The sequence below is a fragment of the Amycolatopsis sp. N2S4-7 genome (genome assembly GCF_058119595.1).
In genome coordinates this window covers 3,923,771-3,944,696 of the sequence record NZ_CP172299.1, presented here as the reverse complement: position 1 = coordinate 3,944,696, position 20,926 = coordinate 3,923,771, and the positions used below count along the sequence as shown (strand labels likewise).

Sequence of the window (20,926 nt, the reverse complement as noted above, 5' to 3'; positions counted from 1 at the left end):
GGAGGGAAGAGGACTTACTTCGAGTTGGCCGACACGTAGTTCACGGCGTCGCCCACGGTCTTGAGGTTGGCGAGCTCGTCGTCCGGGATCTTGACGCCGAACTTGTCCTCGGCCTGCACGGCGATCTCGACCATCGACAGCGAGTCGATGTCCAGGTCGTCCACGAACGACTTCTCGGCGGTGACGTCGTCCTGAGCCACACCGGCCACCTCTTCGACGATCTCGGCGAGGCCGGCGAGGATCTCAGCGTTGTCAGCCATGGGGTAGTTCCCTTCTCGGTGTTTCCTGGGTCTCTGGTCCGCGGGCGAATCGCCCGCGGGGAGCGTAACGGTGATCAGGGGCAGACGAACGCCTGCCCGGCGTAGGACAGGCCCGCGCCGAACCCGACCGCCAGCACCACGTCGCCGGGCTTCGCCGTCCCGGCCTTGCGCATGTGGTCCAGCGCGAGGGGGATGGACGCCGACGAGGTGTTGCCGGAGTACTTGATGTCGTCGGCGACGACCATGTCGTCGCGGGCGCCGTTGGCCCGCAGCTTCTTCGCGATCGCTTCGACGATGCGCAGGTTCGCCTGGTGCGGGATCAGCACGTCCACATCGGACGGCTTGAGCCCGGCGGCCTCCAGCGCCTGCATCGCGATCGGCGCGATCTTCGTCGTCGCCCACCGGAAGACCGATTGGCCCTCCTGGTAGATGTACTTGTCGTCGCGCATGTAGATCAGGTCGACCAGGTCGCCCGCGCTGCCCCAGGTGACCGGCCCGATGCCCGGTTCGTCGGACGCGCCGACCACCGCGGCGCCCGCGCCGTCGGCGAAGATGATCGCGTTGGCCCGGTCGACCGGGTCGACCGAGTCGGTGAGCTTCTCCGCGCCGATGACCAGGACCTTCTTCGCCGAGCCGGCCCGGACCAGGTCGGAGGCGAGGCCGAGGCCGTAGCAGAACCCGGCGCACGCGGCGTTGAGGTCGAACGCGCCGGGGCTGGGGATGCCGATCCGCGCCGCGACCTGGGCGGCGGCGTTCGGGATCAGCGTCGGCATGGTGCAGTTCGGCAGGATCACCGTGTCCACTTCGGACGGGTCGACGCCGGCGTCGGCCAGCGCGGCGGTGCCGGCGGCGACGGCCATGTCGGTGAGCAGCTCGTCCTTCTCGGCGAACCGGCGCTCGACGATCCCGACGCGCGTCTGGATCCACTCGTCGTTGGTGTCCATGACCTGCGACAGGTCGTCGTTGGTGACGATCTTCGCGGGCTGGTAGCTGCCGACGCCCAGCACACGGCTGCCGCGGGACCCCGGGTTGAGGCTCAGGGCGGGTCGGTCGGTCACGAGGCGTCCTCCTGGCGCAGCGCCGCCAGTTCGGCCGGCGTCTTCAGCGCGGTGGTAGTGGTGACGACGCCCTTGAGCTGCCGCTTGACCAGGCCGGTCAGGGTGCCCGCGGGCGCGAGTTCGACGGTGCGGGTGACGCCGAGCGAGACCAGGCCGTCCATCGTCAGGTCCCAGCGGACCGACCGGGTGACCTGGGCGACCAGCCGCTCCAGGTACTCGGCCCCGCTGGTGACGACGGCGCCGTCCGCGTTCGACAGCAGCGGGCGGGTGGGGTCGGCCGGGGTCAGGTCGGCGGCGTGGGCGCGCAACGCCTCTTCGGCGGGCGCCATGTACTGCGTGTGGAACGCGCCGGCGACCTTGAGGGCACGGATCTTCGTGCCTTCCAGGGGTTCGGCGACGATCTTCGCGATGGCGTCGGCCGCCCCGGAGGCGACGATCTGCCCCGCTCCGTTGCGGTTCGCCGCGGTCAGGCCGTGTTCGCCCAGCCACGCGACGACCTGCTCGGGATCGCCGAGCATCACCGCGGCCATCGACGTCGGTTCGATGGCGCAGGCCTTCGCCATCTCGGCGCCGCGGACGGCGGCGAGCGCGACGGCGTCTTCGGGCTTCAGCACCCCGGCGATCGCGGCGGCGGCGAGCTCGCCGACGGAGTGCCCGGCGACGGGCGCGTCCGCGGGCACCGGCGCGGTGGCCTGGAGGTGCTCGAAGGTGAGCAGCGACAGCGCGACGATCAGCGGCTGCGCGATCGCGGTGTCCTGGATCTCGTCGGCGTCCGCCTCGGTCCCGAGGTGGAGCAGATCGAGCCCGGCGCGCTCGGACCACTGGGCCACGCGCTCGCGCGCGCCGTCGAGGTCGAGCCAGGGCGTGAACATACCGGGGGCCTGGGCCCCCTGACCGGGAGCGAGCACTGCTGCTGTCACCCTTCAAGACAACACGGGAAGGGGTGTTGCCCGGGATGCCGACGCTGACAGTGTCTGCGCGGCGTCTTTGTCGGAACCCTCCAAAGATGCGCCGGAGAAGCTCGCGCGTAACCCGGATGCCTTGTCGGGTTCAATCACCTTTCGCTGTTAAGTCCATCACGTGACCGGGGTTACCAGAGGCCGCGGGAGCGGGCCAGCCTGCCCACCGTCAGCGCGATCCGCAGGACCAGCGCGTCCCGGGGATCGGTCGCCTGGCAGCCCGTCAGGTCCGCGGCCTTCCGCAGCCGGTAGCGGACCGTGTTCGGGTGGACGAACAGCGTCTTCGCGCACGTCTCCAGCACCCCGCCCGTCTCGAGGTAGGCCTCCACCGTGCGCTGCAGCGTCGGGCCCGCCTCCTCCAGCGGCCGGGCGATCGTGTCCACCAGCAGGCGTTCCGCCTCGGCGTCCCCCGACAGCGCGCGCTCGGGCAGCAGGTCCGTCGAGCGGACCGGCCGGGGCGCGCCCGGCCAGCCGACCACCGCGCGCAGCCCGGACAACGCCTCCGTCGCGCTGTGGTGCGCCTCGGCCAGCGTCGGCACCGTCGGGCCGGCGACGACCGGGCCCTCGGCGAACGCCACCGACATGCGGGTGAGGATTTCGCGCTCCTTGGCCCCGCCGTCGGTCGGGCCGCCGACCACGACGACCAGCCGGGAGCCCTGGACCGACAGCAGCACCGGGCGGCCGACGCGGGCCGCGCGGCTGCGGACCTCGAACACCACCGTCGGCGGGTCCTCCGACGGCGGGTTGCCGACCAGTACGGTCGCCGCCGCGGTCGGGTCCCAGCCCAGCGCTGTCGCGCGCGACAGCACCGACTCCTCGGCGTCGCCGCGGACGATGCCGTCGACGACCAGCGCCTCCAGCCGGGCGTCCCACGCCCCGCGCGCCTCCGCCGCGGCCGCGTACGAGTTCGCCGCCGCGAACGCGATTTCCCGGCCGTAGCGCAGGATTCCCTCGATCAGCGCCGCCCGCTCGGCTTCGTTCGCCGCGAACTCGGGCAGCTGCTCCTCGAACACCTCGATGGCGAGCCGCACCATGCCGACCGCCTGGCGCAGGCTGACCCAGCGGGACAGCTCGGCCGGCGCGTCGCGGAACGCCTCGGTCGTCAGCTTCAAGGCTTCCTTCGAATCCCGCAGCCAGCCGACGAAGCCCGCGGCCCCCGCCTGGGTGATCAGCAGCACGCTCGCGCGCTGGTCGGCGGGCAGCCGGGCGAACCACGGCAGCCGCCGCTCCATCACCGCGATGCTCGCGCTCGCCAGGCTGCCGGACGCGCGCTCCAGCCGCCGGAGCGTCTTCGCGGACAGTCCGTGGTGCTTCGGCACCGGGCGCGGGGTGGTCGTCTCAGCCATGGCGACGCGATCCTACGTGCCCGCAACTTTCGTAGCCCCCGGCGGCAACGCCCGGCGGTAGGCCGCGCGTGTACGTACTGCCTACGATCGGGGAACACGGAATGGGGGAACCGGAATGACCGGTTTAGAGATCGACGCGGTCTCCAAACGCTACGGCGACGTGGTCGCGTTGCGCGAAATGACGTTCGACGTCCGGCCGGGCGAGCTGTTCGGGTTCGTCGGCAGCAACGGCGCCGGCAAGACCACGACCATGCGGATCGCGCTCGGCGTCCTGTCCGCCGACGCCGGTGAAGTGCGCTACGCCGGCGAGCCGGTGACGCACGAAACGCGCCGCCACATCGGGTACATGCCCGAGGAACGCGGCCTGTACCCGAAGATGAAGGTGGCCGAGCAGCTGACCTACCTCGCCCGGCTGCACGGCATGTCGGCGGCCGACGCGCGGACGTCGGCGGAGAAGTGGACCGAACGGCTCGGCGTCGCCGGCCGCCGCGACGACGAGGTGCAGAAGCTCAGCCTCGGCAACCAGCAGCGCGTCCAGCTGGCCGCCGCGCTGGTGCACGAGCCGCGGATCCTGGTGCTCGACGAGCCGTTCTCCGGCCTCGACCCGGTCGCGGTCGACGTGATGAGCCAGGTGCTCCGGGAGAAGGCCGCCGAGGGCGTGCCGGTCGTGTTCTCCAGCCACCAGCTCGACCTGGTCGAGCGGCTCTGCGACCGGGTCGGGATCGTCCGGAGTGGACAGATGGTGGTCGTCGGCAAGGTCGGCGAGCTGCGGGCGGGCGGGGCCGTGCGGCTGCGGGTCGACGTGCCCGAAGCCGCCGACGGGTGGGCCGACGGCCTGCCCGGGGTGAAGGTGGTCGGCCGGACGGGCTCGGTGACCGAGCTCGAGCTCGGCGAGGGCGCCGACGACCAGGCGGTGCTCAAAGCCGCGCTCGCCACCGGGCCCGTGCGCGAGTTCGCGCGCGACCAGCCGTCCCTGACCGAGCTGTTCCGGTCCGTCGTCACGACCGAGGAGGTTCCCGCATGAGTGAGCCTGCGAACGGATCATTCACCACTGCGCCGGCCGCTCAGGCCGCATCGGGCGTCGGCGAGGTGTGCGCATGAGCACCCCGGTCCCGGACGTCCGGATGAGCCCGGCGGCGGCGGTGGGCCTGGTCGCCTCCCGCGAAATCGGCACCCGGGTGAAGTCGAAGGCCTTCCGCGTCAGCACCGTCGTCATGCTGCTGCTGATCATCGTCGGCATCGTGGTGATCAAGCTGGTTTCGGGCGGGAGCGGCGCCGACTCGACCGTCGGCTACACCCCGGCGACCGCGGGGCTCGCCGCGCCGCTGAAGGCCGGCGGGCAGGCGGTCGACGAGACCATCGACGTCACCCAGGTCGCCGACGAGGCCGCCGGGCGCGCGAAGCTGGCCGACGGCTCGATCGACGCGCTGCTCACCGGTGACGGCAAGAGCGTGCACGTCCAGGTGAAGAAGGACCTCGACGGCAATCTCGCGAACGTCCTGCAGCTGCTGGCCCGCCAGGTCGCGATCGACCAGCAGATCACCGCGCTGGGCGGGGACCCGGCCCGGTTCCAGGCCGCCGTCGCGAGCGCGAAGTTCGCCGAGGACCCGCCGCTGGAGGAGCCGTACGACTACAACGGCCAGCAGCTCGTGCTCGGCATCATCGCCGGCGTGCTCATCTACCTCTCGCTGATGATCAACGGCCAGAGCGTCGCGCAGGGCGTCGTCGAGGAGAAGACCTCGCGGGTGGTCGAACTGCTGCTGTCGACGATCAAGCCGTGGCAGCTGATGGCCGGGAAGGTGCTCGGCATCGGCGTGGTCGGGCTGATCCAGATGGTCGTGATCGGCGTCGGCGGCGTGGTCGCCGGGCTGGCCACGGACGTGCTCACCATTTCCGTTTCGGCGGCCGTGGGCACGGTCGTCTGGCTGATCGTGTGGTACCTGCTCGGGTTCTTCCTGTACTCGATCGTGTTCGCCGCGCTCGGGGCGCTGGTTTCGCGCCAGGAAGACGTCGGCGGCGCGACGATGCCCGCGTTGATGTTCGTGATCGCCGGGTACGTGATCGGCATTTCCGTGCTGCCGTCGGATCCGGGCAACACGTTCGTCGAAGTGCTTTCGGTGATTCCGGTGTTTTCGCCGACGCTGATGCCGATGCGGCTCGCGATGGGCGGCGTGCCCGTTTGGGAAGCGGTGGTGTCGGTGGGGCTGGTGGTGCTGTTGATTCCGGGGTTGATCTGGCTGGCCGCGCGGATCTACCGGAATGCGGTCATGCGCACCGGCGCGAAGGTGAAACTGCGCGACGCGCTGCGTGCCGCCTGAAGTTCGCCGATCGTTCACCGGCCCTCGGACACCGCGTGTCCGGGGGCCGGTTTCGTCGTGCCCGGTAAATGCTCGAGGCCGCCCGGCGCTCGCGGTTTACGCTGCGCCGGACGGCCTCGTCTCCCCGGTCCCCACCGGTAGAACCAGTATGGCCGCGGGTGATCTTCGCGCGCCAGTCGTCTCACTCGATCGTGGGGCGCACGAGTTGCCGCCGCTGGGTACCTGATCAACGATCCGGTGCACGACAGCGGCACCACCCCGAATCGGCGGGTGGCGATTCGGGCGCAAAAACCCGTGGAGGGAGTCGGTATGGGCCAGCAACTGAAGGACGGGCTCGGGCAGGCGTGGACCATGGTGGCCACGTTCGTCCCGAAACTCGTCGGATTCCTGATCATCCTGCTGATCGGCTGGCTGATCGCGAAAGCCGTCTCGAAAGCGCTGGGGCTCGTCCTCGCGAAAGTCGGGTTCGGCAAACTCGTCGAGAAGACCGGCCTGAGCGGAAAGATCGGCCAGCAGAAGATCGACGCGACCGGAATCCTGGTGAAACTGGTCTACTACTTCATCCTGCTGATCGCGCTGCAGCTGGCGTTCGGCGTGTTCGGGCCGACCAACCCGGTGAGCCAGCTGCTCAACGACATCATCGCGTTCCTGCCGCGGATCGTGGTGGCGCTGGTGCTCGTCGTGGTCGCCGCGGCCATCGCGAAGGTGGTGCGCGACGTCGTTTCGTCCGCGATGTCCGGCCGCCCGGCCGCCCGCCCGCTGTCCCTCGGGGCCTACTGGCTGATCATGGCGTTCGGCATCATCGCGGCGCTCGGCCAGATCAACGTCGCGACGATGATCACCGGCCCGGTGCTGATCGCCGTCCTCGCGACCATCGGCGGGGTGATCGTGGTCGGCTTCGGCGGCGGCCTGATCAAGCCGGCGCAGGACCGCTGGCGCGGCTGGATCGCGAACATGGAGCACCAGCTGGAGACGCCGAAGCAGCGGACCGGCGAGATGGGCACGAGCGCGCCCCCGCGGGCCTCGGTGGGAGCGGACAGCACGCCGACCCCGCCGGTCGGCACCCCGCGCCCGCAGGTCTGAGCGACCCGGGGCGGGTCCGGCGGACGAGGAAGCCGCCGGACCCGCCCCGTCCCACGTCCCGGGATGTTCCGCCGCTCACAGTCTCTGGGGAATGCGCCCTTCCCGGAGCATGTTGGGAGCGGTAGGACGAAAGGGGCGTCACGTGGACTTCCTGCTGCACCACGGAATCACGGTGCTCGGTCAGTGGATCTCGATCGCGGAGCTCGCCGGGCAGGTGTTCGCGCTGGCCGTCGTGTTCCTGGCGCAGCGTCGCACCCTGTGGACGTGGCCCGTGCAGGTCGGGGCCACCGTGCTGCTCTTCGCCGTCTACGTCTCCGCGCACCTCGGCGGCCTCGCCGCCCGGCAGGTCGCCATCCTCGCCATCTCCGTCTACGGCTGGTGGGCCTGGACGCGCCGCCAGGACCCGGTGTTCGGCGTCGTCGTGCGCCAGGGCCGGCTCGCCGAACGGCTGGCCATGCTCGGCGCGTTCGTCGTCGGCACCACCGTGATGGCGTTGGTCCTGGACGCGCTCCACGCGTCCTGGGCGCCCTGGCCGGACGCCGCGATCTTCGTCGGGACCCTCGTCGCCTTCGGGGCGCAGGGGGCCGGGCTCGTCGAGTTCTGGCTGGTCTGGCTGGTCGTCGACGCGATCGGCGTGCCGCTGCAGATCTCGTCCGGCCTGTACTTCTCGGCCGCTGTCTACATCGTGTTCGCCGGCCTCGTCGTGCACGGCTGGTGGAGCTGGAACCGGTCGGCCAAGCGCGTCGCGGACCGCGGGGTCATGGCAGCATCCAGCTGAGCACCGGCGTGCTCTGACCCCACACGATCAGGCACATCACGAGCAGCAGCCCGATGCTCCACGGGAGCACCTTCCGCAGCAGCTTCCCCTCTTCGCCGGGCAGGTTGGCCGCCACGCAGGCGATCGTGAGGTTCTGCGGCGAAACCATCTTGCCGAGGACGCCACCGGAGCTGTTGGCCGCGGCGAGCAGGTCCGCCGGCAGGCCGGTCTTGTTCGCCGCCGTCACCTGCAGCGCGCCGAACAGGGCGTTGGCCGAGGTGTCGGACCCCGAGACGGCGACGCCGAACCAGCCCAGCACCGGCGACAGGAACGCCAGGCCGGCGCCGGCGGCCGCGATGAACGTGCCGATCGTGCTCGTCTGGCCGGACAGGTTCATCACGTAGGCCAGCGCGAGCACCCCGGTGACGGTGAGGATCGCGAACCTCAGTTCCTTGACCGTGGCCAGCCACTCGCTCGCGGCCCCGCTCGCCGAGATGGCCAGCAGCGCCGCCGTCAGGACGCCGGCCAGCAGCACCAGCGTGCCGCCGGTGTTGAGGAACGGCAGCGAAAACGTGTTGCCCGACACCGGTTTCCCGTTCGGCGCGGCGACGTTCAGCCCCGGCCAGTGGAACTTCCAGGTCGCCTTGTCCAGCAGCCTCTTGACCGGCGGCAGCACGGCGACGGAGAAGATCACGATGATCAGCGCGTACGGCAGGTAGGCCTTCACGACGTCGTTGCGCGAGTCCTCCGGCGGCGCTTCGGCGGTCGCCGTCCCGCCGCTGCCGATCCGGACGCCTTCCGGCACCGGGCGGCGGGTCTGGGGGAGCGCCACCAGCGCGGCCGCGCCGGCGAGCGCGGCGCCGATGTCGGCCAGCTGCGGTGACACGAAGTTCGACGCGAGGAACTGCACGAGCCCGAACGCGACGCCGCAGACCAGCGCGGGCAGCCAGGTGTCCTTGAGGCCGCGCTTGCCGTCGACGATGATCACCAGCAGCAGCGGCACGACGAGGGCGAGCAGCGGCGTCTGGCGCCCGACGATCGAGGACACCTCCTGCAGCGGCAGCCCGGTGACCTGGGCGAGGGTGACGACCGGGGTGCCCATCGCGCCGAACGCCACCGGCGCGGTGTTGGCGACCAGCGCGACGATCGCGGCCTTCACCGGGTGGAAGCCGACGGCCACCAGCATCACGGCGCTGATCGCGACGGGCGCGCCGAAGCCGGCCAGCGCCTCCATCAGCGCCCCGAAGCAGAACGCGATGATCAGGGCCTGGATCCGCGGGTTGTCGGAGATCCGGCCGAACGAGCGGCGCAGGACGTCGAAGTGGCCGGTCCGCACGGTGAGCCGGTAGATCCACAGCGCGTTGACGACGATCCACATGATCGGCCACAGCCCGAACGCGGCACCCTGCAGCGCCCCGGAGACGGCCTGGACGACCGGCATCCCGAACGCGGCGATCCCGACGACCAGCGCGACGAGCAGCCCGAGCAGCGCGGCGTGGTGCGCCCGCATCCGGACGGCCCCGAGCAGCACGAGCACGGTGGCCAGCGGCAGCACGGCGACGAGCGCGGACAGGCCCAGGGAGCCGAGGGGAGTCAGATCCTGCACGAACACGGGCGACCTCCGTTTTCCACGATGCGAAAACGGCCTTTCGGCGAGTGCCCGAGATCTTCGTCACAAACCCGTCGGTTCGTCAAGAACTTGAGACCGGTTGGCCCAACGGGTCAGGACTTGACCGCCCGCGGCAGCACGGCGAGCGCGGTTTCGGCGATCGCGCGGAGTTCGTCCGGCTCGACGCCGCCCTTGCCCAGTGCTTCGAGGCCGCGCAGGACCGCCAGCACCAGCCCGGCGAGGTGGGCGGGGTCCGCGCCGGCGTCGATGTCGCCCGCGCGCTGGGCGCCCGCGATGCACGTCGTCAGGTGCTCCTGCAGGTCGCGGAACAGCTGCCGGCTGCGGGCCGCGACCGCCTCGTCGTGCTCCGCGCATTCGGCCGTGCTCTTCGCGATCAGGCACCCCCGCCGCGCCCGGTCGGCGGCGACCGACTCGGCGATCGCCCGCACGTGCTCGCCGAGCCGCTGGTACGCCGTGTCGTCGGGGCCTTCGAGCTGGTGCCGCAGGCCCTTGGTGGCTTCGGTGCAGTAGTGGTCGAAGACGCGCAGGAAAAGCGCGTGCTTGTCGCCGAAGGCGCCGTAGAGGCTGCCCTTGCCGAGGCCGGTCGCGGCGGCGATGTCGTCGACCTTCGTGCCCGCGTAACCGGTCTCCCAGAACCGGTCCCTGGCCGCGCGCAGGACCGCTGCCTCGTCGAAGCCCCGGGGTCTCGCCATGGCTCCAGCGTACCCGTTCTTGACTATCCGGTCCAGAACGACGTACGTTCTGGACGAAGCAGTCAAGAACTGGAGGAGCAGCGTGAACCTGGAGAACAAGACCGCCGTCGTGACCGGTGGCAGCACCGGCATCGGGCTGGCCATCGCGAAGCGCTTCGCGGCCGAAGGCGCGCACGTGTTCATCACGGGCCGTCGCAAGGAGGCCCTCGACGACGCGGTCGCCGAGATCGGCGCCGGGGTGACGGCGGTCCGGGCGGATTCGGCGAACCTGGCCGACCTCGACGAGCTCTACCGCGCGGTGGCCGAGCGCGGCCGCGGGCTGGACGTCGTCGTGGCCAACTCCGGCGGCGGGAGCTTCGCCCCGCTCGGCGAAATCACCGAGGAGCAGTTCGACGCGACGTTCGGCACCAACGTCAAGGGCGTGCTCTTCGCCGTGCAGAAGGCACTCCCGCTGCTGAACGCGAACGCGTCGATCATCCTCACGGGCTCGACGACGTCGACGCGGGTCGGCCCGGCCTTCAGCGTCTACGCGGCGACGAAGGCGGCGGTCCGCAACTTCGCCCGCAGCTGGGCGCTCGACCTGAAGGGGACGGGCACGCGGGTCAACGTCCTGAGCCCGGGACCGACGCGCACCCCGGGTCTGCTGGGCCTGGTGCCCGACGACGCGCAGCAGGGCCTGGTCGACGGCCTCGTGGCGGAGGTCCCGCTGGGCCGCCTCGGCGACCCCTCGGAGATCGCGGCCGCGGCGCTGTTCCTGGCCTCCGAGGAGGCGAGCTTCGTCAACGGCGTCGAATTCTTCGTCGACGGCGGCCAGGCGCAGGTCTAACGCGGGTCTAGCGCAGGGTGGCGTGGCTCGGCGTCAGGTCCTTCAGCGTCCGGACGCCGAGCAGCTGCATCGTGCGGACCATCTCCGTGCGGAGGATGTCCACGCAGCGCTGGACGCCGCGCTCGCCGCCGGCCATCAGGCCGTACAGGAACGCGCGGCCGATCAGCACCGCGTCCGCGCCGCGGGCGATCGCCGCCACGATGTCGCCGCCCGAGAGGATGCCCGTGTCGATCCAGACCTCGGCGCCGCCCTGGAGCTCGTCCAGCACCGCGGGCAGCAGCTCCAGCGGCGTCGGGGCGCGGTCGAGCTGGCGGCCGCCGTGGTTGGACAGCAGGACCGCGTCGGCGCCGTGCTTGACGACGTCGCGCGCGTCCTCGACGTTCTGCACGCCCTTGACCACGAGCTTGCCCGGCCAGGTGCGGCGGACCCAGTCGAGGTCGTCGTAGTTCAGCGTCGGGTCGAACAGCTTGTTCAGCAGCTCGGCGACGGTGCCGTCGAAGTGGTTGAGCGACGCGAACGTCAGCGGCTCGGTGGTGAGCAGGTTGAACCACCACGCCGGGTGCAGCGCGCCGTCGAGGAACGTCTTGAGCGTCAGCGCCGGCGGGATGGTCAGCCCGTTGCGGACGTCCCGCAGGCGCGCGCCGCCGACCGGGGTGTCCACGGTCAGCATGAGCGTGTCGTAGCCGTGCTCCCACGCACGATTCATCAGATCTTCGCCCGCGCCGTGGTCGCGCCAGACGTAGAGCTGGAACCACTTGCGCGCCTCGGGCGCCGCCGCGGCGAGGTCCTCGATCGACGTCGTCGCCATCGTGGACAGGCCCATCGGGATGCCGTTGCGCTGGGCCACCCGGCCGACGGCGGCCTCGCCCTCGTGGTTCATCATCCGGGTGAACCCGGTGGGGGCGAAGGCGAACGGCAGCGCCGACGTCTTGCCGAGGATCTCGCGGGTGGTGTCCACATCGGACACCCCGCGCAGCACGTTCGGGTGGAACTCGATGCGCCGGTAGGCCTGCCGGGCGCGACGCAGGCTGTCTTCGAGCTCGGCTGCGCCGTCGGTGTAGTCGAACGCCGCCCGCGGGGTCCGCTTGCGCGCGATCATCCGCAGGTCGGCGATGGTGTGCGCGTTCGCCAGCCGCCGGTCGGTGGGGTTGAGCACGATCGGCTTCGGCCGGAGGATCTGCTTCAGCTCGTCCGGCTTCGGCAGGCGGCGCTTCGTCACCTTCATCAACTCCCTGAACGGACTGGACGGCCAGCGGGACCCGGCAGACATCGGATGTCTGCCGGGTCCCTTTCTAGCACCAGGTCACGCGTTGCCGGCATCCGACGTCTGCGGCCCGGCGGCCGAGATGTCGTCGAGCCGGTACTTCGTGGCCGCCTCGAGGACCTTCGCGTGGTCGACCTCGCCGCGCTTGGCCAGGATCGACAGCGCGCCGACCGTGATCGACTCGGCGTCGACCAGGAACTTCCGCCGCGCCGCCGGGCGGGTGTCGGAGAAGCCGAACCCGTCCGTGCCGAGGGTCAGCATGTCTGTCGGCACGTACGGGCGGATCAGGTCCGGCACCGCGCGCATCCAGTCCGACACCGCCACGACCGGCCCGTTGCTGCCGGAAAGCGCCTCGGTGACGTACGGCACGCGCGGCTCGCTGCCCGGGTAGAGCAGGTTGTCGTGGTCGATCTCGACGGCTTCGCGCCGCAGCTCGGTCCACGACGTCGCCGACCACACGGCCGCCCGGACGCCCCAGTCCTCGGCCAGCATCTTCTGCGCCTTGAGCGCGTCCGGCATCGTGACGCCCGAGACGAGGATCTGCACCTCCGGGCCGTCGCCCTCAGGGGCGTCGGCGTACTTGTACAGACCCTTGAGCAGGCCGTCGACGTCGAGGTTCTCCGGCTCGGCGGGCTGCTGGTACGGCTCGTTGTAGATCGTCATGTAGTAGAAGACGTTCTCGCCGTTGCCGTCCGGGCCGGTCTCGCCGTACATCCGGCGCAGGCCGTCCTTGACGATGTGCGCGATCTCGAACGACCACGCCGGGTCGTAGGCCACCGCGGCCGGGTTCGTCGCCGCCAGCAGCAGCGAGTGCCCGTCCGCGTGCTGCAGGCCCTCACCCGTCAGGGTGGTGCGGCCGGCGGTGGCGCCGAGGACGAACCCGCGGGCCATCTGGTCGGCGGCGGCGTACAGGCCGTCACCGGTCCGCTGGAACCCGAACATCGAATAGAAGATGTAGATCGGGATCATCGGCTCGCCGTGCGTGGCGTACGAGGTGCCGACGGCGGTGAACGACGCGGTCGAGCCCGCCTCGTTGATGCCCTCGTGCAGCAGCTGGCCCTTCTCGGACTCCTTGTAGGCCAGCATCAGGCTCGCGTCGACCGACGTGTACGTCTGGCCGTGCGGGTTGTAGATCTTGGCCGTCGGGAACATCGAGTCGAGGCCGAAGGTGCGGGCCTCGTCCGGGATGATCGGGACGACGCGCTTGCCGATCTCGGAGTCCTTCGCCAGCTCGCGGACCAGCCGGACGAACGCCATCGTCGTGGCGACCTCCTGCTTGCCGGAGCCCTTCCGGATGCCCTCGTAGACCTTGTCGCCCGGCAGGACCAGCGCCTTCGCGGCCTTCGGGCGCCGTTCCGGCAGGAAGCCGCCGAGCGCCTTGCGGCGGCCGATCATGTACTCGATCTCGGGCGAGTTCGCGCCCGGGTGGTAGTACGGCGGCAGCTTCGGGTCGCGCTCGAGCTCCTCGTCGCTGATCGGGATCCGCTGCGAGTCGCGGAACAGCTTCAGGTCGTCGAGGGTGAGCTTCTTCATCTGATGCGTGGCGTTGCGGCCCTCGAACGCCGGGCCCAGGCCGTAGCCCTTGATGGTGTGGGCCAGGATCACCGTCGGCTGGCCGTGGTGCTCCAGCGCCGACTTGTACGCCGCGTACACCTTGCGGTAGTCGTGGCCGCCGCGCTTGAGGTTCCAGATGTCGGCGTCGGAGAGGTCCTTGACCAGGTCCTTCGTCCGCGGGTCGCGGCCGAAGAAGTGCTCCCGGACGAAGGCGCCGTCGTTGGCCTTGTACGTCTGGTAGTCACCGTCCGGGGTGACGTTCATCAGGTTGACCAGGGCGCCGTCGCGGTCGGCGTGCAGCAGCGAGTCCCACTCGCGGCCCCAGATGACCTTGATGACGTTCCAGCCGGCGCCGCGGAAGTACGACTCCAGCTCCTGGATGATCTTGCCGTTGCCGCGCACCGGGCCGTCGAGCCGCTGCAGGTTGCAGTTGATCACGAAGGTCAGGTTGTCGAGGCCTTCGCCGGCCGCGACGTGGATCAGGCCGCGCGACTCCGCCTCGTCCATCTCGCCGTCGCCGAGGAACGCCCAGACGTGCTGGTCGTCGGTGTTCTTGATGCCGCGGTCGCGCAGGTAGCGGTTGAACCGCGCCTGGTAGATGGCGTTCATCGGGCCGAGGCCCATCGACACCGTCGGGTTCTCCCAGAAGTCCGGCATCAGCCGCGGGTGCGGGTACGACGGCAGGCCGCCGCCCTCACCCGCGTGGCTGTACTCCTGGCGGAAGCCGTCGAGCTGCGACTCGCTCAGCCGGCCTTCGAGGAAGGCGCGGGCGTAGATGCCGGGGGAGGCGTGACCCTGGATGTAGATCTGGTCGCCCCCGCCGGAGTGGTCCTTGCCGCGGAAGAAGTGGTTGAAGCCCACCTCGTACAGCGCGGCCGAGGAGGCGTAGGTCGAGATGTGCCCGCCGACGCCGACGCCGGGGCGCTGCGCCCGGTGCACCATGATCGCCGCGTTCCAGCGGATCCAGGCGCGGTAGCGGCGCTCGATGTCCTCGTCGCCGGGGAACCAGGGCTCGTTCTCGGTGGGGATGGTGTTGACGTAGTCCGTCGAGGTCAGGGCGGGGACGCCGACGTTCCGCTCCCGGGCCCGCTCGAGGATGCGCAGCATCAGGTAACGGGCCCGCTGCTGACCGCCCCTCGCGAGAGCTTCGTCGAAGGAGTCCAGCCACTCGGCGGTCTCCTCCGGGTCGATGTCGGGCAGGTGCGCCGCCAATCCGTCACGGATGACGCGTACGCGTGCCGGGGTCTCCTTGCCGGAGGCGCCGTCGTTCTGCGGGGCCAAGGGGTCTCCTTGCGAAAAGTTGTAGCCGGTGGTGCTCGTGCGCGGGGGTGTACGACTCTCCATCGTCGTCCTCCGTCCCGGCTTCCGCACCGCTACTTGGCGGTAACATCGGCCGACCCGGTCGAGTCACTCCCGGCGCGCGGTGTATCGCGCGCGCGGTTTCTTCCTCCCCACCCTAGGGGACGCCCCCCGACCGGGTGGCAGAGCGGTCTCGCGAGGTACCCGAAACGCCGTCGCGGGAGGTCCCCCGCGGGCCGTATCCTGCGACACGAGTTGTCACAGATCCGGTGTGGACGGTTGCGCGCAGAGCCGCACCAGTGTTCGCTATCGGCAACCGGGTAGCCGAGTGTGGCGAAGCCGTACCCTCGAGAAGGGTGTGGAACGCCACGCTCCGTCGTAGTTGGAGGAGTGAAAACAGTGGTCGCCGCGGGAGACGCTGATCAGACCAGCGTCGCCGAGAGGCTCGGCATCAAGCCCGAGATGGTGGTCCAGGAGATCGGCTGGGACGAGGACGTCGACGACGACGTCCGCGCGGCGATCGAGGAGCAGATCGGCGGGGACATCCTCGACGAGGACGCCGACGAGGTCATCGACGTGGTGCTGCTCTGGTGGCGCGAGGACGACGGCGACCTGGGCGACGCGCTCATCGACGCCAGGGGCCCCCTGGAGGAGACCGGCGTCATCTGGGTGCTCACCCCGAAGAACGGGCAGCCCGGGCACGTCGAGCCGAGCGAGATCGCCGAAGCCGTGCCGGCCGTGGGCCTGGCCCAGACCGCCAACATGAGCGTCGGGGCCAACTGGATCGGCACGAGGCTGGTGTCCCCGAAGTCGAAGTCGAAGCAGCGCTGAGCCGGTCTCGCCGGGCGGACACGATAGGGTTGTCGTCGCAGGCACGTGTCCGTTCGGGAGAGGAAACGCGGTATGACCGTCGAGGTCGGTTCTGAGGCCCCTGACTTCACGCTCAACGACTACAACAAGCAGCCGGTCCAGCTGTCGTCGTTCCGGGGTGACAAGCCGGTTCTGCTGGTCTTCTACCCGTTCGCGTTCAGCGGCATCTGCACCGGCGAGCTGTGCCAGCTCCGCGACGAGTTCGCGGACTACGACAACAAGGGTGTCCAGGTCCTGGGCGTCTCGGTCGACACGCCGTTTTCGCTGAAGGCGTGGGCCGAGAAGGAGGGCTACCAGTTCCCGCTGCTGTCCGACTTCTGGCCGCACGGCGAGGTGGCGCGCGCGTACGGCGTGTTCAACGAGCAGGCGGGCCTGGCGGTCCGCGGCACGTTCCTGATCGACACGTCCGGCGTGGTCAGGTTCGCCGAGGTCAACGCCCCGGGCGAGGCCCGCGACCAGCAGGGCTGGAAGAAGGCCGTGGCCGAACTGGCTTGAGTTTCCCTCGCGACGGCTCCAGCGCGGAGCCGTCGCGACCGGGCGCATAGCTCAGCGGAAGAGCACTCGGTTTACACCCGAGCGGTCGCAGGTTCGAACCCTGCTGCGCCCACCACGCTTCCCGGTGAATCATCGCCGGTCCTTCGCCCTTCAGGATGTCCCTGGCGTCTCCGGATGCTTTTGCCCGTCGAAGTCGGTCGGGCGGCCTCTGCGCCCGTGTCGGCGGCTGGGTGTCGGCGACGTTCACGCGCGTGAGCCGTTGAGCGGGACCGTCGACCCGTCCGTCACCGGAGGCGCCGCTCAGTGGCAGCCATAGCGGACTGGTCGCTCCGGATTTCCCGGGTTAAGCCGTTCGGGTGAGTTACCTCACCTCTCGGTTTCCGCCGGATCGAGCGGCCAGGGTGCATCCTCGATGACCGAGCTGGTCCGAACGAGTGCTTGCCTCGGAGTGCCGTAACAGCTCGGCCATGTCTGCAGACCCTGCGTTTCGCAACCCCGTTGGCAGGGACTGGAGGAGCGCGAGTGTCGTACTTCGAAGAGGAGCTGGACAAAGCGGTCCGGGATCGGGCGATGGCAGCTGACGCAGCTGCGGAAGGTCTGGCGGCCGGCGAATACGTTTTCCGCAAGAACGCTGATGCGCGGGTCGAGGCGGAAAGACGATTGAAGCGACTCGGCGGCTACGCTCGTGACTTCCTGGTGAAGAACGACATTCAGCCCGTCCAGCTGTTGGCTGGAGTCGAGTCAAGTACCGGATCAAACCCGGGGAGATTTATGCCGGCAGATTCGACGACCCGGCGAGCGCCGTCCGCGCTTACCTGCCCGGCGTCGGCGGTGCGATGTTCGTCGACTCGGCTCAGTTGCCGGGGTTCCGTTCGGTAGCCGAATTCAATCGGTTTTACTACGGCCACTTGTACCGGCCGCTGGCGGATCTGCCGACTGTGCACGAGGCGCTGTTCCTGCCCAGCGACGAATCAATGCTGTACCTTGCCTGCTTGGACACGGTGGACCGCTACTACGGTGTGACCGCGATCCACGCGCAACTGCAAGCAGACGTGTTGACCCTGCTCGACCGAAGATGACGGACTCGGTCGGTCTCGCTCCAGCTCCGCATGCCCGGGCTCGCCGAACTGAACGCTTGAACCCCGGCTCGGGTCCATTGGCCCTGGTGCGCGATCCTCTCCTCCTCTCACCCTGGTTACCTGGGAACGTACGCAACGCAAAGGGCGGAGGAGACATGAGCGGGATCAGCCTGGGCGCCATGGCCGTCGATCGTGACACGACACCGGGCGGTGAGCCGGTCACCTCGGCCGGGAAAGCCCTCGTCGCAGCGATACCCAGCGAGGCTCTGACCGTGTACACCGCCTTCGTCGGTGTCCTGGTCGCCGCGAATGTCGACCGCCAGTACGGCCCGCTGCGCTGGGGCAGCTACGCGGTCTTCGTGATCCTGGCGATCGCCATCCCCCTGGTGACCTACCGGCAGGCGAAAGTCGAGATGAGCACCTCGCGCTCCACCGGCGTTCCGTTGCTCGAATGCTTCACCGCGGCGGTCGCCGCCGCAGCGTGGGGATTGGTCATGCCCGGGACTCCCCTCGGCATCGGGCTCGCCGGGAACTCCCTGATCTTCGCCACCACGGCGATCACCCTCGGCTCGTCGGCCCTGCTCTTCCTCCTGGCCGGTTCGCTTCGGACGGCCAACGACCTCCAGCCGAAAGCCGCCCCCGACGAGCCGCCGGGGGCAGCGGGTAAGGACGCCATCGTCCTGGCCGCCGCCCCGGAGCCGAGGACGGACACCGAGGACACACAGCCCCTGACTACGCCAAAGTCCTGACGACCGGGCTCGTCACTCGGCCATCGCCGGCTGCGCGGCAGCCCCGGTGCGGCGCATCGTCGTCACCAGCAGAGCCAAGCCCGCGAACAGCGCCGCCGCGATCAGGCCTGTCACGTTCAACGCTGCCGTGAACGCTTCCTTCGCCTGGTTTGCCGCCTCTGGGTGGGTGACGTCAGCCGCCAGGGTGGTGCCTGCCGGGAACATCCCGTGGTAGATCGCTGCCGCTGTCAGGCCGATCAGGGCCATGCCGAGGGAGCCGCCGAGGTAGTTGCCCGTGTCCGCCATTGCCGCGGCCGAGCCGGCGCGCTCCGGGGGCACCGATCCGACCACCAGGCCGATGCCGAGCGCGAACAGCGGGCCCGTCCCCAGCGTCAGCACCGCGATGCCCACCATGACCGGCGCGAGGCCGTCGGTGAAGGCCAGGAGCAGGCCTCCCGCCGCGGAGACTGCCAGGCCGCTCGCGATCGCCGTCGCCGGGGACGTCCAGCGGGTCAGCGACGGCGCCAACATCGTGCCCGCCGCGACGCCCAGGCCCATCGGCGCGAACAGCACCGCCGAGGCGAGCGGCGAGTAGCCGAGGACGCTCTGCAGGTACTGCGTGACGAGCAGGCCCACCCCGGCCATCGCGACCCCGGCGAACACCAGCGCGACCAGCACCGCCGTGAACGGACGGTTCCGGAACAGTCGCAGATCCAGCAGCGGCGACGACGTCGTCAGCTGACGGCGGGCGAAGACGAGGCCCAGCACCGTCCCGGCCGCGATCGCCCCGAGCGGCACCACCAGCTCGCCGGCGGCCAGCTGCTTGAGGCCGAACACGACCAGCAGCACGGCGGACAGGGAGAGCGCGACACCGGCGAAGTCCAGCCGCCCGGACGCGGGGGCGCGGAACTCGGGCAGCAGGAACGGGCCGGCGACGAGCAGCACGCCCATCGCCGGCACGGCGACCAGGAACACCGAGCCCCACGGGAAGTGCTGGAGCAGGAACCCGGCGAGCACCGGGCCGGCCGCGCCACCCGCGAACTGGCAGGTCGCCCAGATCGAAATCGCCTTCCCGCGCTGCCGTCCGTCGGCGAACATGTTCGTGATCAGCGCGAGCGTCGACGGCATCAGCGTCGCTCCGGCGACGCCGAGTCCTCCGCGGGCCACGATCAGCATCTCGGGGCTGGTCGAGAACGCGGCGACGACGGAGAGCGCCGCGAAGGCGCCCCCGCCGGTGAGCAGCAGCCGCCGTCGCCCGATCCGGTCGCCGAGGGTGCCCATGGTGATGACGAACCCGGCGACGACGAAGCCGTAGCTGTCGGTGATCCACAGCTGGTCGGTGGCGCTCGCCCCCAGGTCGGCGCTGAGCTGCGGCAGCGCGAGGAACAGCGAGGTCATGTCCATCGCGACGAGCAGGGTGGGCAGCACGAGCACCGTCAGCCCCAGCCACTCCCGCCGTCCGGCCGGCTTGTCCATTTCGACTCCTTCTCAGTGGTGCGATCACCGAGGGGTCGGAGCCGTGGGGGAGGACCGGACACGGGGTCGGAAACATTTCCGCGCCGGTCACGGCCGTCCCGGCGAACCCGCCGGGACGGCCGTGACAGTGGTCAGCCGCAGTGCCAGCGCACCGGCGCCTTGGTGCGCTCCGGCATGTACACCGTGGCGCTGCCGAGCACGTCGCCGCTCTCGGTGACGTCGCTCACCTGGACGTCCTGGCCGCCCAGGACGACGACCTGCGTGGGACCGCCGTCGGCGGGAGCGAGCACCGTCTCCCCGTAGGGCCCGGAACCGACGACGTCACCGGCGGCGTTCATCGCGTCCGGGGACCGCAGACCGGGCAGCGCCCGCTCGACCGAACCGTCGCGCCGCCACAGGTACGCGGCCCCGCCATCACCGGCGTACCCGGCGACGTGGTCGGCGTTGACGGCCGTCGGAACGACGTCGCCGGCGGAAACCGGCGACGTGAGGCTGACGGGATCGCCGGTCTCCGGCAGCAGGTAGCCGGCCAGGCCGCCGCCGGTGGACCAGAAGGCGAAGGCCGCCGCGATGGTGCCCTCGTCGTCGATGTCCCCCGCGACCTCGTACTCCTGGCTCGGCACCGGCACCAGTTCCACCGTGCCCGGCGCCGCCGCGGGCCACCGGACCAGCCGGTGCACCCCGTTGGCCGCGGTTTCGCCCACGAAGCCCACGACGTCGCCGCGGGCGTTGACCCGCCACGCCATGCTGTTGGTGTAGCCCGGCGGTTCGGGCAGCCGCTCGAAGCGACCGCCGGTATACCGCACGGCGTGGTTCAGGGGGAATTCCCCGAACTCCCGCGGATCCATGTAAGAGCCGACGGCCACCCCGGCCGCGTTCACGTCGACCAGTTCGGTGTCCAGGCCGAACGCCGTGCCGAGCACCTGGACGCCGTCCGCCCGCCACACCGCGCCCACGCGCGGCTCGCCGTGCGTGGTCGGCCACAAGGTGCCGGCGACCGCACCCGCTCCGTCTCCCTTTTCGAGGCGGTCCAGTCTGTAGCCGTCCGGCACCGGCAAGGTGGCCTGCCGCCACTGGCAGCCCTCCGCCGCTGCCGCCGTGGCCGGCGCCCCGGCCAGTACCGCCCCCGCGAGCACCGCCACCGCGATGTACGTCCCCCTGTTGCGCAAACGTCCTCCTCGGACCTCGGACCAACCCCCGACCGAACACCCCTGATTCTACCGGCGGGCACC

Annotated in this window: 19 protein-coding genes and 1 tRNA gene; 10 read left to right on the top strand and 10 right to left on the bottom strand. The window is 70.5% G+C overall.

What is annotated here, in order from left to right; genetic code table 11:
• Positions 1–14: 14 nt before the first annotated feature.
• The 4 genes from ACH54P_RS18355 to ACH54P_RS18340 all read right to left on the bottom strand — a co-directional run bounded on the left by ACH54P_RS18355 (position 15) and on the right by ACH54P_RS18340 (position 3,623).
• Entirely contained in the window at positions 15–260 is a 246-nt protein-coding gene (locus tag ACH54P_RS18355; RefSeq protein WP_004559006.1) for an acyl carrier protein, read from the bottom strand.
• Positions 261–334: 74 nt separating this feature from the next.
• Entirely contained in the window at positions 335–1,318 is a 984-nt protein-coding gene (locus ACH54P_RS18350; protein WP_489914298.1) for a beta-ketoacyl-ACP synthase III, read from the bottom strand.
• A complete protein-coding gene (locus ACH54P_RS18345; protein ID WP_489914296.1) occupies positions 1,315–2,238 on the bottom strand; it encodes an ACP S-malonyltransferase in 924 nt (307 codons plus the stop codon). The genes ACH54P_RS18350 and ACH54P_RS18345 overlap by 4 nt, the downstream gene beginning before the upstream one ends.
• 170 nt (positions 2,239–2,408) lie before the next feature.
• Entirely contained in the window at positions 2,409–3,623 is a 1,215-nt protein-coding gene (locus tag ACH54P_RS18340; RefSeq protein ID WP_489914294.1) for a PucR family transcriptional regulator, read from the bottom strand.
• Positions 3,624–3,738: 115 nt separating this feature from the next.
• Between ACH54P_RS18340 and ACH54P_RS18335 the strand changes: the two genes are divergently transcribed.
• The 4 genes from ACH54P_RS18335 (at position 3,739) to ACH54P_RS18320 (ending at position 7,802) form a co-directional block, all read left to right on the top strand.
• Positions 3,739–4,647, top strand: a complete 909-nt coding sequence (locus ACH54P_RS18335) for an ABC transporter ATP-binding protein (protein ID WP_489914292.1) — start codon at positions 3,739–3,741, stop codon at positions 4,645–4,647.
• 73 nt (positions 4,648–4,720) lie between these two features.
• Complete coding sequence (locus tag ACH54P_RS18330; RefSeq protein ID WP_489914290.1) at positions 4,721–5,941, top strand: ABC transporter permease; 1,221 nt, start codon at positions 4,721–4,723, stop codon at positions 5,939–5,941.
• A 309-nt stretch (positions 5,942–6,250) separates the two neighbouring features.
• A complete protein-coding gene (locus ACH54P_RS18325; protein WP_489914288.1) occupies positions 6,251–7,024 on the top strand; it encodes a mechanosensitive ion channel family protein in 774 nt (257 codons plus the stop codon).
• A 142-nt stretch (positions 7,025–7,166) separates the two neighbouring features.
• A complete protein-coding gene (locus tag ACH54P_RS18320; protein ID WP_489914286.1) occupies positions 7,167–7,802 on the top strand; it encodes a nicotinamide mononucleotide transporter family protein in 636 nt (211 codons plus the stop codon).
• Here ACH54P_RS18320 and ACH54P_RS18315 read toward each other — a convergent pair.
• Both ACH54P_RS18315 and ACH54P_RS18310 read right to left on the bottom strand, forming a co-directional pair.
• Entirely contained in the window at positions 7,783–9,393 is a 1,611-nt protein-coding gene (locus ACH54P_RS18315) for an L-lactate permease (protein WP_489914284.1), read from the bottom strand. The two genes, ACH54P_RS18320 and ACH54P_RS18315, sit on opposite strands and share 20 nt — an antisense overlap.
• Positions 9,394–9,503: 110 nt before the next feature.
• Positions 9,504–10,103, bottom strand: a complete 600-nt coding sequence (locus ACH54P_RS18310; RefSeq protein ID WP_489914282.1) for a TetR/AcrR family transcriptional regulator — start codon at positions 10,101–10,103, stop codon at positions 9,504–9,506.
• Positions 10,104–10,185: 82 nt separating this feature from the next.
• Here ACH54P_RS18310 and ACH54P_RS18305 point away from each other — a divergent pair, with 82 nt between their 5' ends.
• Entirely contained in the window at positions 10,186–10,929 is a 744-nt protein-coding gene (locus tag ACH54P_RS18305) for an SDR family oxidoreductase (protein WP_489914280.1), read from the top strand.
• Between the two features lie 7 nt (positions 10,930–10,936).
• Here the strand turns inward: ACH54P_RS18305 and ACH54P_RS18300 are convergent, their stop codons facing one another.
• Together ACH54P_RS18300 and aceE are read right to left on the bottom strand one after the other, a co-directional pair.
• The gene (locus ACH54P_RS18300; RefSeq protein ID WP_489916502.1) at positions 10,937–12,148 is read right to left on the bottom strand and encodes an alpha-hydroxy acid oxidase; all 1,212 of its coding nucleotides are present in this window, start codon (positions 12,146–12,148) and stop codon (positions 10,937–10,939) included.
• An 84-nt stretch (positions 12,149–12,232) separates the two neighbouring features.
• A complete protein-coding gene (gene aceE, locus ACH54P_RS18295; protein WP_489914278.1) occupies positions 12,233–15,028 on the bottom strand; it encodes a pyruvate dehydrogenase (acetyl-transferring), homodimeric type in 2,796 nt (931 codons plus the stop codon).
• 417 nt (positions 15,029–15,445) lie between these two features.
• Between aceE and ACH54P_RS18290 the strand changes: the two genes are divergently transcribed.
• The 5 genes from ACH54P_RS18290 to ACH54P_RS18270 all read left to right on the top strand — a co-directional run bounded on the left by ACH54P_RS18290 (position 15,446) and on the right by ACH54P_RS18270 (position 18,239).
• A complete protein-coding gene (locus ACH54P_RS18290; RefSeq protein WP_489914276.1) occupies positions 15,446–15,877 on the top strand; it encodes a DUF3052 domain-containing protein in 432 nt (143 codons plus the stop codon).
• 72 nt (positions 15,878–15,949) lie between these two features.
• Positions 15,950–16,411 (top strand): peroxiredoxin, encoded by a 462-nt coding sequence (locus tag ACH54P_RS18285; protein WP_489914274.1) that lies wholly within the window; start codon positions 15,950–15,952, stop codon positions 16,409–16,411.
• Between the two features lie 40 nt (positions 16,412–16,451).
• A tRNA-Val gene (locus ACH54P_RS18280) sits at positions 16,452–16,526 on the top strand.
• A 721-nt stretch (positions 16,527–17,247) separates the two neighbouring features.
• Positions 17,248–17,490, top strand: a complete 243-nt coding sequence (locus tag ACH54P_RS18275) for a hypothetical protein (RefSeq protein WP_489914271.1) — start codon at positions 17,248–17,250, stop codon at positions 17,488–17,490.
• A 155-nt stretch (positions 17,491–17,645) separates the two neighbouring features.
• The gene (locus ACH54P_RS18270; protein WP_489914269.1) at positions 17,646–18,239 is read left to right on the top strand and encodes a hypothetical protein; all 594 of its coding nucleotides are present in this window, start codon (positions 17,646–17,648) and stop codon (positions 18,237–18,239) included.
• Between the two features lie 12 nt (positions 18,240–18,251).
• Here the strand turns inward: ACH54P_RS18270 and ACH54P_RS18265 are convergent, their stop codons facing one another.
• On the bottom strand, positions 18,252–19,694 hold the full coding sequence (locus tag ACH54P_RS18265) for an MFS transporter (protein WP_489914267.1): 1,443 nt from the start codon (positions 19,692–19,694) through the stop codon (positions 18,252–18,254).
• A 131-nt stretch (positions 19,695–19,825) separates the two neighbouring features.
• Positions 19,826–20,863: a hypothetical protein gene (locus ACH54P_RS18260; RefSeq protein WP_489914265.1), complete on the bottom strand. Its 1,038-nt coding sequence runs from the start codon at positions 20,861–20,863 to the stop codon at positions 19,826–19,828.
• Positions 20,864–20,926: the final 63 nt, after the last annotated feature.